Raw genomic sequence first — 13,472 nt, 5'->3', positions numbered from 1 at the left:
CGGCGCCGCAGGGGCTTACTTCTGCCCCGTGCAGTTGGCGTAGAACGATGTGGTGGCCGGCCAATCCGAGAACACGCCCAGCACGCCCACCTGCTCGGCCAGCACGTCCAGCATGCGGAACATGTCGCCCTCGCGGGTGATGGCCGTGTCATAGGTCTGGTAGTAGGAGCCGTTGCTGCCGTCGGCCAGGATGCCGCTGCGCTCCAGCGACCAGGTGATGATGTCCAGGCCGGCGGCCTTGGCATTGCGCGCGTATTGCGAGGGCAGGATGTTGCCGCTGGTGTCGGCCGTCAGCAGCACCCACAGCGGCGGCGCGACGATGCGGATGCCCTGGGCCCGATAGGCCTTGAGCTGCTCCAGCGTCGGCACGTCGGCCGGCACGGCGGCGTCGTCCAGGTAGACGGCCTGGCGGCCGAAGGCGGGCTCGTGCTTGATCCAGTACAGCACGTCGTTGATGTCGAAGCTCTGCGGCCAGACGTCGCGCGCCGGCACGCCGGCGGCCCGGTGCTCGTCGATCATCTTCTGCGCATAGGCCGCCTGCGTGAAGCCGTCGAAGGGCATGGCGACGCTGGGCGACTTCAGCTCGGGCGTCATCTTCACGTCCAGCTTCTTGAACAGCGCGATGGCTTCCTTCAGCGTCAGCAGCGTGCCGCTGGTCGGGCCGGAATACAGGTCGGTGCGCCAGTTGGCCGTGCCGGCCATGTACTCGGCGACCGTGCGGCCGCGTGGGTTGAAGGCGTCCATCTTGCCGCGCAGGGTCTTGAACTCGGCCAGCGTCAGCTCGCTGGTGCGGCATTCGGCGGCGGCCGGCGCGACCAGGGTGCCGGCGGCATCGAAGGCGGCCGGCGTGAAGGGCTTGACGCACTTGGCAGCCAGCGGCGTGGCGAGGATGTTGGTCGTGGTGTGCAGGTCGTTCTGCGCATGGCGGCAGACCAGCTCCTTGTCCTTGGTGAAGGTCACGTCGCACTCGACGATGCCGGCGCCCATGCGCGCGGCGGCCGTGTAGCTTTCCTTGGTGTGCTCGGGAAACTGCAGGGCCGCGCCACGATGGCCGATGGAGAACAGCGTCGGCCGGTAGTGCTCGCGCGAGGCGGCGCAATGCTGCAGCCGCTTCTTCAGCGGGCTGTCGGCCATCTCGTCGACGAGGAAGAAGGGGCGCGGGCCGAGCTGCACGCTGGCGATGCCGTCGCGATCCCGGTCATGGGCCAGGGCGGGCAGGCTGGCGGCGCCGAGCAAGAGCAGGGCGAGACGGAGGAGGGTGTGGCGCATGGCGGGCTTTGGGCTGGATGAAGCAGCGCGCACGCTAAGGCAGAAGCGATGAAGCCGCCATGACAGACGGCCCCTTGTCGCGAAGTTAGGGGGTCAGGGCGCGGCGTAGGGCCCGGCCTTCAGCGCATCCGCAATGCCCTTGCGGTTCTGCGACAGCGCCGCCATGCTGAAGTGGATGTGGCCGCTGCCGGGCGAGGCGCGCCGGATGATGTCGATCTGGGCCAGCACCTCGTCGGGCTGCCAGCTCTTGTCGGTGTCGTTGATGCGGCTGGTGAACAGGCCCGGGTGGATGGGCCGGCCCAGCGGGTTGGAGGCGCGCCAGGCCTGCAGCAGAGGCTCGAAGGCCTGGGCGGTCTGTGCGCGCGGCCAGTAGAGCTGGGGCGCGAGATAGTCCATCCAGCCCTCGCGCAGCCACAGCTCGACATCGGCATAGAGCTTGTCGTACTGGCTGAAGCCGCTGATGCCTGCCGGCCGCGCGCCGGGCTTGGGAATGCCGAAGGGGCTGATGCCGACGCGCGTGCCGGGCCGCGTCTCGTGGGCCACCGCATACATGCGCTGCACCAGGGTGTTGACGCTGTAGCGCCGCCAGTCGTGGCGGCTCAGGGACCCGCCCTTGGCCGTGTAGCGCTGCCAGCTCGTGTCGTCCGGGAAGTCGACCTCCTGCTTGCTGGCGGGGTCGGTGATGGGATAGGGGTAGAAGTAGTCGTCGATGTGGATGCCGTCGACGGCATAGCGGCTCAGGATGTCGCGCACGACGGCCAGGGTCTGCTCGGCGGCGGCGGGGTCGCCCGGGTCCATCCAGAGCTGGTCGCCATAGCGCTTGACCCAGTCGCGGTTGCGGCCGATGTGGGTCGCGGCCAGCTCCGACTTGGCCGAGCTGTGGCGCGCGCGGTAGGGGTTGATCCAGGCGTGCAGCTCCAGGCCGCGCAGCCGCGCCTCGGCCAGCCAGACGGCCAACGGGTCGTAGCCCGGATGCTGGCCCTGGGTGCCGGTGAGGTATTCGCTCCAGGGCTCCAGCTTGGACTCGTACAGCGCGTCGGCGGCCGTGCGCACCTGCAGGATCAGCGCGTTGAGGCCGATGCGCACGGCGGTGTCGCACAGGGCCTTGATCTCGGCCTGCTGGGCCTCGGCGCTGAGGCCGGGCTTGCTGGGCCAGTCGATGTTGGCGACGGTGGCGATCCAGGCCGCGCGCCACTCGCGCGGCGGGGGCGGCAGCGATGACGTGGATGCCGAGGCCGATGCCGCCGGCGCGGGCGCCAGTGCTGCTTCGGTGGGGGACGGCGGCACGGGCGGCGTGGCGCAGGCCGTGAGCAGGGGCAGGCTGGCGAGGCTGAGGAGGTCGCGGCGTTTCATGGCATTCAGACCTTGATGAACCAGTGTTTGCGATGCATGAGCCAGGCGATGGCATACATGGCGAGCAGGAAGAAGATGGCGTGCAGCAGGGAGGCGTTCTTCAGCGCCAGGCCCGAGTCGCGCAAGGGGGCGTACAGGGCGCGGCCGAGGCTGCTGCCGTCCGCGAGCTTGATCGTGTAGAGCAGCTTGGCGACCAGCCCCGACAGCGCGAACAGGAACAACGCGTTCATGCCGAAGACGACGAGCGGATGCAGCAGCCGCGCCCAGCGCTCGCGGGCCAGCGGTTGCGGCATCGCGTCCAGCAGCCAGTAGAAGGCGGCGAAGACGAGCAGGGCCCAGCCGGCCATCGCGAAGACATAGGACGGCGTCCACAGCGACTTGTTGATGGGCATCAGCCAGGCATCCAGCACCTGGCCCAGCCACAGCGAGGCCAGGCCGGCGATGACCCAGGCCATGGCCTTCTCGGCCGGCTGGCGGCGGGAGGCGAGCACATAGCCGGCGAGCACGCCGAGCAGCTGGGTTGCCACCGCCGGCAGCGTCGACAGCAGGCCTTCGGGGTCCCAGGTCCTGGCCTGCTTCCACAGATGGCTCTCACCGAGCAGCAGGCGGTCCAGCCAGGCACCCGCATCCTTGCCCGGTTCCAGCAGGCCGACATGGGCGACGCCTTCGGCATCGGGCACGGGCAGGCAGAGCTGGACCAGCGCATAGATCGCCATCAGCAGCACCGCCCACAGCGCCGCGCCGCGCTTGCCGTGCCAGATGACGATGGGTGCCGCCGCCAGCGTGCACAGGCCCAGGCGCTGCAGCACGCCGGGGATGCGCAGGGTCTCGAAGTTGAAGCTGGGGATCAGGTTGAGAGCCAAGCCGATGCCGATGATGACGAGGGCGCGGCGCGAGGTGGCGAGCAGCAGGGCGATCTTGTCCGCGCCGGCCTGGGCGCGGCGCGCCAGGCTGATCGTCATCGCCATGCCGCTGATGAAGACGAAGAAGGGGAAGACCCAGTCGGTGAAGGTCCAGCCATGCCACTTCGCGTGCAGCAGCGGCGCGTAGACATGGCCCCAGTCGCCCGGGTTGTTGACCAGCAGCATGGACGCGATCGCGAAGCCGCGGAAGGCGTCCAGGCTGAGGATGCGCTGGTTCACTCGACCTTCTTCCCGAAACCTTCGGGGATCTTGATCAGCGCCGCCATCGCGAAGCTGGGCACGGTGGCCACCAGCACCCAGGCGAAGAAGGGCACATAGCCGATGTGCTCCTGCAGCCAGCCGCTCCACATGCCGGGGATCATCATGCCCAGGGCCATGAAGCCGGTGCAGATGGCGTAGTGGGCCGTCTTCTGCGGGCCGTCGGCGACGTGGATCATGTACATCAGATAGGCCGTGAAGCCCAGGCCATAGCCGAACTGCTCGACGGCCAGGGCGCTGCTGATGATGACCAGACTGGTGGGGTGCAGCATGGCCAGCAGCAGGAAGGCGACGTTGGGCACATGCATGGCCAGCACGAGCGGCCACAGCGCCTTCTTCAGGCCGATGCGGGAGATGACCCAGCCGCCGAACAGGCCGCCCAGCGTCAGCGCCGTCAGGCCGACGGTGCCGTAGGCGATGCCGACGGCCTTGGTGGACAGGCCCAGGCCGCCCTGCTCGACCGGGTCGAGCAGGAAGGGCGTGGCGAGCTTGAGCAGCTGGGCTTCAGGGAAGCGGTAGAGCAGCAGAAAGCCCAGCGTGACGAGGATGCCGGGCTTGCTGAAAAAGCTGGCGAAGACGGCGAAGAACTCGGCGACGAGGCCGCGCGCCGCGCTGCCGCCCATGCCGCGCACATCGGCCGCGGGCCGCGGCAGCACCAGGGCATGCCAGACCGCGAGCAGCACGAAGAGGCCGCCCAGCAGCCACATCACCCAGGTCCAGGCCTGCACGACGCTGCCCGTGCGCTCCGTCAGCTCACCAGCCAGATAGACCAGGCCGCCCTGGCCGCCGATATTGGCCAGGCGGTAGAAGGTCGAGCGCACGCCGACGAAGGCCGCCTGGCTGTGCTGGGGCAGGGCCAGCATGTAGTAGCCGTCGGCCGCGATGTCATGCGAGGCCGAGGCGAAGGCCATCAGCCAGAACACGGCCAGGGACAGCTGGAAGGCCTTGTCCGTCGGCAGCGTCAGCGCCACGCCGGCCAGGGCCGCGCCGACGAAGAACTGCAGCACCGTGACCCAGGCGCGCTTGGTGCCGAACAGCTCGGCCAGCGGCGACCACAGCGGCTTGATGACCCAGGGCAGGTAGAGCCAGCTCGTGTAGAGGGCGATGTCGGTGTTGGAGATGCCCAGGTTCTTGTACATGACGACCGACAAGGTCATCACGACGACATAGGGGATGCCCTGGGCGAAGTAGAGGCTGGGGATCCAGCTCCACGGCGAGCGCGTCATGCGCTGAGCGCTCGGCTCACGTTGCCGTCGGCCTTCTCCAGCAGGGCCTGGGCCTGGGAAGCCGTGACGCCGCGCTTGAGCATGACCAGGGCCGTCTTCACATGGTGGTCGCATTGCGCGAGCGCGGCCTGGGCGTCGGCCTCGCTGGCGCCCGAGGCGCGCACGGTCAGGGCGACGGCGCGCTTGACCAGCTTGGCGTTGGTGGCCTTCAGGTCCACCATCAGATTGCCGTAGACCTTGTTGAGCCTGACCATCAGGGCCGACGAGAAGGTGTTCAGCGCGATCTTCTGCGAGGTGCCCGCCTTGAGCCGGGTGCTGCCGGAGATGACCTCGGCGCCGGTGTCCAGCACGATGCCGATATCGGCTTGGGCTGTGACGGGCGCGCCGGGGTTGTTGGCAAAGCCGATGGTCAGTGCACCGGCCGCGCGCGCGGCCTCGATGGCGCCCAGCACATAGGGAGTGCCACCGGAGGCGGCCAGCAGCAGGGCGACGTCGTTGGGGCCGGGGTTCAGCGCCTTCAGGTCGGCCGCACCCTGGGCGCGGTCGTCCTCGGCGCCTTCGACGGCGACGAACATCGCACCCTGGCCGCCAGCGATGACGGCCACGGCCCGCTCGCGCGGCCAGGAGAAGGTGGGGTAGAGCTCGACGCTGTCCAGCACGCCCAGGCGGCCGGAGGTGCCGGCGCCGGCATACAGCAGGCGGCCGCCGGCGCGGATGCGGGGCAGGGCGGCGTCCACGGCGGCGGCCAGCTGGGGCAGGGCGGCCTTGACGGCGGCGACGGCCGCGGTCTGGTCGTCGACAAATGCATCCAGCAGGGCTGGCGTGGCGTAGGTGTCCAGGTCGGGATGCCGGGTGCTCGGGGTCTCGGTGTTCAGCATGGGGAAGGGAAGCGCAAGCTGCCGCACTCTACGCTGCAGCATCGGGCCATGACGAATGCCACGCGCCATTGCAGCCATAACGGCAGGTAATCAGAATCCGTCTGCCGGTTGTAAGGAGTTGGGCAGGTGCCCCGACGGACGCTGGCAAGTCGGTTCCGCAGTTCGGGGGGCCGACCTGTGGTGATACCCGATCTCATCCACACTTTCCCTTTTCTGGAGACTCCACATGAACGCATCCCTGAAGAACGGCCTGGGCATTGCCGCCGCCGCTGCCGCCCTGTTCGCCACCACCGCCATCCCGACGACGGCCGTTGCCGCCGACGGCATGGTCAAGTGCTCCGGCGTGAACAGCTGCAAGGGCACCTCCGAGTGCAAGACCGCCAAGAGCGGCTGCAAGGGCCAGAACGGCTGCAAGGGCCAGGGCTGGGTCGGCAAGAAGTCGGCCGACGAGTGCACCAAGGCCGGCGGCAAGGTCGAGAAGTGACCCACCCCCGAGGCGCTTGACGCGCCTCCCCCTCAAGGCGGGCTGAGCCCGGACACAAACAGTCCTGAGGACTGTTTGTGCCTGGCGAAGGACAAGGCCTCTGGCCTTGGCAGCACCAGGTGGCCTGGCAAAGCGCTTTGCGCTTCAGTGAAGGCTCATATCGCTTGCGATGTGACGCCGGAGCTAAAGCCAGTCCCACGGCTGCCGCTTGATGGCGTGCGAGCCTGCGGCCGCACGTCATTCTTTGTTGGCAAACGCATGACCAAGATCCAAGGCTTTGGCCTCGGCTTGCGCGTCGAGCATTACGCGGCCTTCGAGGCGGGCGTGGATGCCGACCACAAGCCCGACTGGCTGGAGATCATTTCCGAGAACTACCTGGTACCCGGCGGGCCGCCGCTGGCGCATCTGGAGCGCATCCGGGCGGACTACCCGCTGGTCATGCACGGCGTGTCGCTGTCCATCGCCGGGCCGGCGCCGCTGGATCTCGGCTACCTGAATGAGCTGAAGGCCCTGGCGGATCGGCTCGAACCGGGCTGGGTGTCGGACCACCTCTGCTGGAGTGCCGACGCCCACAGCCAGCTCCACGATCTATTGCCTGTGCCGCTGACGCGCGCCGCCCTGGATCACGTCGGCGGCCGCATCGCCCAGGTGCAGGACCTTCTCGGTCGGCCGCTGGTGCTGGAGAACGTCTCCAGCTATGTGCGCTTTGCGGCCGACGAGATGACGGAGTGGGACTTCATCGCCCACCTGCTCAAGGCCACCGGCGCCCAGCTGCTGCTGGATGTCAACAACGTGTATGTGTCGGGCCGCAACCACGGCTTCGACCCCATCGCCTATCTCGATGCCATCCCCGTCGAGCCCGTGCGCCAGATCCACCTGGCCGGCCACGAGGACCGCGGCGACATCGTCATCGACACCCACGACCATCCCGTGCGCGACGAGGTCTGGGCGCTGTACCAACACGCCGTGAAGCGCTTCGGCGCGGTGCCGACCATGATCGAGCGCGACGACCACATCCCGCCGCTGGACAGCCTGCTGGCGGAGTTGAACGTGGCCCGCCGCCTGGCGGCTGAATCATGAGCGTGATCCAGCTGCAGCAGCGCCTGGCCGCGGCCATCCGCGACGGCGCCGATGCCGCCGACCTGCTGGCCGGCGACCCCAGCCTGGGCCTGGAGGTCTACCGCCATGCCTACCGAGCCCGCCTCGTCGAGGCGCTGACGGACAACTACACCGTGCTGGCGCGCGCCCTGGGCGACGAGGCCTTCGAGGCCCTCGGCCAGGCCTATCTCGCTGCGCGGCCCAGCCGGCACCCGTCCATCCGCTGGTTCGGCCATGAACTGGCCGGCTTCATGGCCGAGACCGGAGACGAGCTCGTGCCCCACCCCAGCCTGGTCGACTTCGCGCGCATGGACTGGGCCCTGCGTGGCGCCTTCGATGCCGCCGAGGCGCCGCTGCTGGACCCCGGGACGCTGGCCACCTTGAGCCCGGATGACTGGGCCGGACTGGTGCTGCATCTGCAACCCAGCGTGCGGCGTGTGCTGCTTTCGCATGCCATCGAGCCCGCCTGGCGCGTGCTGCGCGAATGGGAGCCGGAATCCGACGCCGACCAGCCCGAGCTGCCCGAGCCCGCGCCGCACGAACACACGCTGCTGGCCTGGCGCCAGGACGGCGAAACGCGTTGGCGTTCGCTGGAGCCGCTGGAGGCCGCGCTGCTGGCCGCAGTGGCCGAGGGCGCACCTTTTGCACAGCTGTGCGAGCGTGCCACGGCCGAGCTGGGCGACCCCGAAGCGGCGGCGCCCGCCGTCATCGCCGCCCTGCAGCGCTGGCTGGCGGACGGCCTGCTGCGGGCCTAGCTACTGCACCTGGCAGACGGAGGCGCGGCAGGCCAGGGCCGGCGGCGTCGGCGCTATCGCCGGACAAGCGACGTTCGACGGCGGCGCCAGTTCCCGGGCGCGGCGGGCAAGCTCCTGCTGCTCCGCGGCGGCCGCGCTGGCGGCTGCGGCGCTGGGGGAGGCGAGGGAATAGGGTTTGAACTGCGTGCCGCCGCAATAGCCGCCCGGATGCGGGAAGGCCAGGTTGCCGCATTGAGCCACGCTGCTGCAGGGCGACTCCGCCGCCAGCGCGCGGGCCTCGGCCTCCTTGGCGTCGGCGCGAGCCACAGCCTCGTTGAAGCCGTTGTCGCCGCCGCCGCCGCAGGACGACAGGGCCAGCAGGCCGCACAGGAAGAGGGGATTCAGCTTCATGGCAACGAGCTTATCCGGCTAACGACCAGCTTGGACGCAGTCCGCGGCCGATGGTTTAGGGACAAAGCCGGCTGCCGGCGTGGGCGGCCCGGCTTGGCTATCCTGCGAACCTCATCCACCGAGGCCAGCCATGTCACGTCGCCTGCTCACCGCCCTGTTTGCTGCCCTGCTCATTCCCGCGGCCCAAGCGGCCCTCAAGGTCGGCGCGCCGGCCCCCGACTTCAGCACCGATGCCGCGGTCGGTGGCGAAGCCTTCAAGTTCAAGCTCGCCGAGGCCCTGAAGCAGGGGCCGGTGGTGCTGTACTTCTATCCCAAGGCCTTCACCAGCGGCTGCACCATCGAGGCCCACCAGTTCGCCGAGGCCAGCGACAAGTTCAAGGCCCTGGGGGCCACCGTCATCGGCATGTCCAACGACAACATCGACACGCTGAAGAAGTTCAGCGTCGAGGCCTGCCGCAACAAGTTCGCCGTCGCCGCCGATGAGCGCGGCAAGGTCATCAAGGACTACGACGTGGAGCTCAAGATGGTGCCCGGCACCATGGCCGACCGCGTCTCCTACCTGATCGGCCGGGATGGCAAGGTCGCCGCCGTGCACGCCAGCATGAGCCCGGACGGCCACATCGACGCGATGCTGAAGGCCGTTCAGCAGCTGAAGAAGTGATGGCCGCCCTCGGCGCGGCGGAGCTGCTCGCGGCCTACCGTGCGGGCGAGCTGTCGCCGGTGGACGCCATGCAGGCGGTGCTGGCCCAGGCCGAGAAGCGCGAGGGCGATTTGCATGCCCTCTGCGCCGTCGATGCCGAAGCCGCGCTGGCCGCCGCCCGCGCCAGCGAGGCGCGCTGGCGTGCGGGCACGGCGCTGGCCCTGGATGGCATTCCCGTCACGCTGAAGGAAAACATCGCCGTGCCCGGCGCGGCCTATCGCCTGGGCACGGCGGCGACCGCCGATGACGCGACGGCCGACTTCGAGGCCCCGCCGGCCGCCCGGCTGCGCGAGGCCGGCGCCATTCGCTGGGCGCGCACCACCATGCCCGACTACGGCATGCTGAGCTCGGGCCTGTCCAGCCTCTACGACGAGCCGGCGCGCAACCCCTGGGACACGGCCATGACGCCGGGCGGCTCCAGCGCCGGCGCCGCTTCTGCGGCGGCTGCCGGCTATGGCCCCCTGCACCTGGGCACCGACATCGGCGGCTCCATCCGTCTGCCGGCCGGCTGGTGCGGTCTCGTCGGCCTCAAGCCCAGCCATGGCCGCGTGCCCATCAAGCCGGGCTATGCCGGCCGCGTGGCCGGGCCGTTGACGCGGACTGTTGCGGATGCGGCGCTGATGCTCAAGGTCCTCGCCCAACCCGACGCGCGTGACCCGACCCAGCTGCCGCCCGGGCCTGTTGCACCGCGACCGCTGGAGCTGCGCGGCCTGCGCATCGGCCTGCTGATGGATGCCGGCTGGGGGGAGGTTGTGCAGCCCGAGGTCGCGGCCGCCATCGCGGCTGCTGCGCAAGCCTTCGAGCATGCCGGCGCCATCGTCGAGCCGTTGGCCGCCTTCCAGACGCGCGAGATGGCTGACGGCATCGACCGTTTCTGGCGCATGCGCTCCTGGCTGGACATCTCGGCGCTGGCGCCCGAGCGCCGCGCCAAGGTCCTGCCCTATATCCTCGAATGGGTGGCACCCGCGGCCGGCTACGACGGCGGCACGGTCTTCCGCGGCTACGGCCAGATGCAGGCGCTGCGCGAGGCCGCGAACACGGCCTGCGAGCCTTTCGACTTCGTGCTGTCGCCGGTGTCGCCCATGCCCGCCTACCCGGCCCATCTCGCCAGCCCCCTGCACGATCCGGCCCGGCCCTTCGAGCACATCGCGTTCACCCTGCCCTACAACATGAGCGAGCAGCCGGCGTTGTCCATCAATGCGGGCTACACCTCCGCAGGACTGCCCATTGGCCTGCAGATCATCGGCCGCCGCTTCGACGATGCCGGCGTGCTGGCCCTGGGCGCGGCCTGGGAACAGCTGCGGCCGGCTCAACGCCCCTGGCCTGTTTGAAGGAGTTCCCCATGATCCTGGTCCTCGGCCATGTCACCGCCCGCCCCGAACACTTCGATGAAGTGCTGAAGCTCAGTCAGCAGCATGTCGAGCGCTCGCGCGCCGAGCCGGGCTGCATCGCGCATGCCGTGCACCGCGACACCGAGAACCCGCTGCGCCTGGTCTTCGTCGAGAAGTGGAGCGACATGGCGGCCCTGCAGGTCCACTTCCGCGTGCCGGCCTCGCGCGAGTTCGGCAAGGCGCTGGCGACGCTGACTTCGGAGGCGCCGGGGCTGGAGATCTTTGACGCTGCCGAAATCAAGCCGGCGGGCTGAAATCAGCCCCGCGCCAGACTCTGGGGAAACGGCTGTTCCGTCAGGCCGGCCTCACGCAACACGCGGTTGACTTCCGTCCAGGCGGCGTGGGCATCCGTGCAGACCTGGAAGGGGCGGCTGCGCCGGTAGACGGCCTCCATGTCGAGCACCATGGGCGCGTCTTCGTCGCCGGGCGCGACGAGCAGGATGGTGGCCAGAGGCACCGTCTGGCGCGCTACGAAGCCGCCCACCGTCTCCTTGAATTCTCGCAAGCCCTCATCGTCCATGCCGAGCGGCTGGCGAAACTCCATCAAGCTGACGTAGCGCTTGTCCGCCGGGATGCGCTCGGCCGCGATATTGGTGCCGCGCTTGGCCGCAGCCATCAGCGCCGCGTCGAACGGCCCCTGGGCGATGTAGTGCATGACCCGGCCCAGGAATCCCACCGTGACGCGGCCGAAGCCGTGACTGTCGGGCTGCTCATGCAGGGGGGCGTTACTTGGGGCGTTCATGGACGTCGGGCCCGGTGGATTTGGCGCCGAGCCCCGCCGACCGAGCTTACCGCCGCTTGACGAAGCCCAGCAACGCCGCCATCGGCAGCACCGAGCGCGGCCGATAGGGCAGGCGCCACAGGCCGCCATGGTTGGCGGTGTGGACCAGCAGCTTGAGCGGGTGGGCGAAATCCTTGGGTGCGCTGCGCAGCTGGTACACCCACATCGCCGCCATCAACGCATTCGTCGTCGCCGGCGCGAAGACCTCGACGCCAAAGGCCTTGGCGCCGCGAAAGCCCGCGGCCAGCAGCGGGTTGGAGACGACCGAGGCCGTCGTGGTGCTGGGGGCCACATTGAAGGCGATGCGGTGACCCTCGGCGCGCGCCACCAGGGCCCGCCACTGCTGCAGCCGCTTGGCCAACGCGTAGTTCGGCCCTTGCTCGACGACCAGGGCGTCGACCAGGCCCCAGTGGCCGAAGTCGCCCGCGTCGATCAGGCTCTCGATATGCGGCGCAAAGCCGCGGCCGCCGCTGGACAGGCGGGCGCCGAACTGGGCCAGCTTCTTGACGACGCCGCGTTCGGCATAGCGGCGCATGACGTCGCGGGCCAGCTCCTCGGGCACGGCGAAGACGTCGGTCGGCGTGGCCATGTAGGCGAGCTGGGTGCGGGCGTCGGCGGCGCACAGCGTGGCGCTGATGGCGTCCATGGCGAGCGACACGCGCACATGGCGCTCGCCGTCCAGGTAGGCGAGGTTGGCGATGGACAGGGGCTGGCCGAGGGACGCCAGCCAGGCGGCGATCTCGGGTGTGTCGGCCAGCAGGTCGGCGCCGGCATGCGCCACGTCCAGCGGCTGGCCCTGGGCGACCGGAGCGGTCAGCGTCGCATTGCCGGCGGCGACGGTGGCGGCGATGCGCTTCCAGGTCGGGGCGCGGGCCAGGTCGATGCCGACGAGGTGGGCGCGCCACTTCGCCAGCCAGGCCAGCGGCCCGGCCTCGCTGCCGGCACCCAGCAACACCAAGTGCTGGTCGGACAGGTCGAACCATTCCGGATGGGCCAGGCAGTCGCGCAGCGCGGCCGCGTGGGCGGCCTCGCAGACGCCGGCCTTCTCCCAGCGGTCGATCTGCTTGGCCAGCGCGTCGCCACTCAGCTCGCGGCCCTGGTGGGGCACGGTCCAGCGCGCCGGTGCCGCTTCGCCGCTGCCGCGCAACTGCAGGGTCTGGAAGCGGCGCTGCGGCGCTTGCATCGCGTCGGCCAGCGCAAGCGACTTGCTGCCGCGCACAAAGGGCAGCTCACGCCAGGCGGCCGCGAGTCCGGCACGCGCCGAGGCGACGACGCCGACGGGCCGCGCGGCCTGGGCTTGCACGAGGGCCAGCCAGTGGGCGGGATACGCATGGCGCCAGTCGCGTTCGGCCATCACGGCATCGGCTGCCGCTGAATCCAGCCCGCGCAGGGCCGCAGCCACGATGCGCTGCCCGGGCGCCCCAGTGGAGCGCTTGCCCTTGGCATCCAGGGGCCATTGCAGGCCAAGGGCTTCTGTCATCAGCGGGGGGGTGGTTCTTGGGTGGGCAGGCCGGCCGCGGTCAGGTCGGCATTGACCAGGGCCCAGGCCGATTCGAAGTTGTCTGCGCGGCGCACCGGGCGGCTGGCGCGCCAGATGTCCATCAGGGCCGGCAGGCGCTCGATGCCGGGAATGCCGGGGCGCACCAGGAAGACGGTGGACAGGGCGACGATGCCGCGCGAGCCGAAGGCGTCGATGCTGCGGCGCAGCTCCTGCAGCGCGTCGGCATCCATCTGCAGGCTGCCGCGGATCTCGAGCAGATCGCCGAAGCGGCGGTCGGCCGGCAGGCGCTTGCCGGCCAGGGCGATGGCGCGCTTGACGGCGGCCATCAGCGGTGCGTCGAAAGGCCCCTCGGCCATCGACACCATGACCCGGCCATGCACGCCCACGCTGACGCGGCCGAAGCTCGGCTTGACGATCGGATGGCGCGACGGGGGCAGGACGGGGGCCGGGCTCATGATGTGAGAC

General features: G+C 70.0%; 15 protein-coding genes. 6 read left to right on the top strand and 9 right to left on the bottom strand.

Translation table 11 applies throughout. The features are described from left to right. Positions 1 to 15: 15 nt before the first annotated feature. From AC07OY_RS10460 to murQ, 5 genes are all read right to left on the bottom strand, one after another. Positions 16 to 1,269 (bottom strand): glycerophosphodiester phosphodiesterase family protein, encoded by a 1,254-nt coding sequence (locus AC07OY_RS10460; RefSeq protein ID WP_495042504.1) that lies wholly within the window; start codon positions 1,267 to 1,269, stop codon positions 16 to 18. A 93-nt stretch (positions 1,270 to 1,362) separates the two neighbouring features. Further along, entirely contained in the window at positions 1,363 to 2,622 is a 1,260-nt protein-coding gene (locus AC07OY_RS10455) for a glycoside hydrolase family 10-like protein (RefSeq protein ID WP_495042503.1), read from the bottom strand. Between the two features lie 5 nt (positions 2,623 to 2,627). Next, a complete protein-coding gene (locus AC07OY_RS10450; RefSeq protein WP_495042502.1) occupies positions 2,628 to 3,764 on the bottom strand; it encodes an acyltransferase family protein in 1,137 nt (378 codons plus the stop codon). After that, the gene (locus AC07OY_RS10445) at positions 3,761 to 5,029 is read right to left on the bottom strand and encodes an MFS transporter (protein WP_495042501.1); all 1,269 of its coding nucleotides are present in this window, start codon (positions 5,027 to 5,029) and stop codon (positions 3,761 to 3,763) included. Before AC07OY_RS10445 ends, AC07OY_RS10450 begins: the two co-directional genes overlap by 4 nt. Beyond that, entirely contained in the window at positions 5,026 to 5,907 is an 882-nt protein-coding gene (gene murQ, locus AC07OY_RS10440; protein WP_495042500.1) for an N-acetylmuramic acid 6-phosphate etherase, read from the bottom strand. The genes AC07OY_RS10445 and murQ overlap by 4 nt, the downstream gene beginning before the upstream one ends. A 226-nt stretch (positions 5,908 to 6,133) precedes the next feature. Between murQ and bufA2 the strand changes: the two genes are divergently transcribed. The 3 genes from bufA2 (at position 6,134) to AC07OY_RS10425 (ending at position 8,244) form a co-directional block, all read left to right on the top strand. After that, on the top strand, positions 6,134 to 6,391 hold the full coding sequence (gene bufA2, locus AC07OY_RS10435; RefSeq protein WP_495042499.1) for a BufA2 family periplasmic bufferin-type metallophore: 258 nt from the start codon (positions 6,134 to 6,136) through the stop codon (positions 6,389 to 6,391). Between the two features lie 258 nt (positions 6,392 to 6,649). Continuing rightward, on the top strand, positions 6,650 to 7,471 hold the full coding sequence (gene bufB, locus AC07OY_RS10430) for an MNIO family bufferin maturase (protein ID WP_495042498.1): 822 nt from the start codon (positions 6,650 to 6,652) through the stop codon (positions 7,469 to 7,471). After that, the gene (locus tag AC07OY_RS10425) at positions 7,468 to 8,244 is read left to right on the top strand and encodes an HvfC/BufC family peptide modification chaperone (protein WP_495042497.1); all 777 of its coding nucleotides are present in this window, start codon (positions 7,468 to 7,470) and stop codon (positions 8,242 to 8,244) included. Before bufB ends, AC07OY_RS10425 begins: the two co-directional genes overlap by 4 nt. On the opposite strand, the gene AC07OY_RS10420 is transcribed toward AC07OY_RS10425, so the two are convergent. Beyond that, positions 8,245 to 8,634 carry a hypothetical protein gene (locus AC07OY_RS10420; RefSeq protein WP_495042496.1) on the bottom strand — a complete coding sequence of 130 codons (390 nt, stop codon included), beginning with the start codon at positions 8,632 to 8,634 and terminating at the stop codon, positions 8,245 to 8,247. Positions 8,635 to 8,764: 130 nt separating this feature from the next. Here AC07OY_RS10420 and AC07OY_RS10415 point away from each other — a divergent pair, with 130 nt between their 5' ends. The 3 genes from AC07OY_RS10415 to AC07OY_RS10405 are packed head-to-tail and all read left to right on the top strand — an operon-like array spanning position 8,765 to position 10,979. Continuing rightward, a complete protein-coding gene (locus AC07OY_RS10415) occupies positions 8,765 to 9,295 on the top strand; it encodes a peroxiredoxin (RefSeq protein WP_495042495.1) in 531 nt (176 codons plus the stop codon). Further along, positions 9,295 to 10,665: an amidase gene (locus tag AC07OY_RS10410; RefSeq protein ID WP_495042494.1), complete on the top strand. Its 1,371-nt coding sequence runs from the start codon at positions 9,295 to 9,297 to the stop codon at positions 10,663 to 10,665. The genes AC07OY_RS10415 and AC07OY_RS10410 overlap by 1 nt, the downstream gene beginning before the upstream one ends. Before the next feature lie 11 nt (positions 10,666 to 10,676). Further along, the gene (locus tag AC07OY_RS10405; protein ID WP_495042493.1) at positions 10,677 to 10,979 is read left to right on the top strand and encodes a putative quinol monooxygenase; all 303 of its coding nucleotides are present in this window, start codon (positions 10,677 to 10,679) and stop codon (positions 10,977 to 10,979) included. A gap of 2 nt (positions 10,980 to 10,981) precedes the next feature. Here the strand turns inward: AC07OY_RS10405 and AC07OY_RS10400 are convergent, their stop codons facing one another. Genes AC07OY_RS10400 through AC07OY_RS10390 form a run of 3 tightly spaced genes read right to left on the bottom strand, consistent with a single transcriptional unit; the run spans position 10,982 to position 13,462 of the window. Continuing rightward, positions 10,982 to 11,467 carry a hypothetical protein gene (locus AC07OY_RS10400; protein ID WP_495042492.1) on the bottom strand — a complete coding sequence of 162 codons (486 nt, stop codon included), beginning with the start codon at positions 11,465 to 11,467 and terminating at the stop codon, positions 10,982 to 10,984. A gap of 46 nt (positions 11,468 to 11,513) precedes the next feature. Continuing rightward, positions 11,514 to 12,986: a hypothetical protein gene (locus tag AC07OY_RS10395; RefSeq protein WP_495042491.1), complete on the bottom strand. Its 1,473-nt coding sequence runs from the start codon at positions 12,984 to 12,986 to the stop codon at positions 11,514 to 11,516. Further along, the gene (locus tag AC07OY_RS10390) at positions 12,986 to 13,462 is read right to left on the bottom strand and encodes a hypothetical protein (RefSeq protein WP_495042490.1); all 477 of its coding nucleotides are present in this window, start codon (positions 13,460 to 13,462) and stop codon (positions 12,986 to 12,988) included. The genes AC07OY_RS10395 and AC07OY_RS10390 overlap by 1 nt, the downstream gene beginning before the upstream one ends. Positions 13,463 to 13,472: the final 10 nt, after the last annotated feature.

Source organism: Roseateles sp. GW821-FHT09H10, assembly GCF_059415865.1.
Note: the sequence above shows the minus strand (reverse complement) of the source record. Positions and strands in the feature narration are given on the sequence as shown.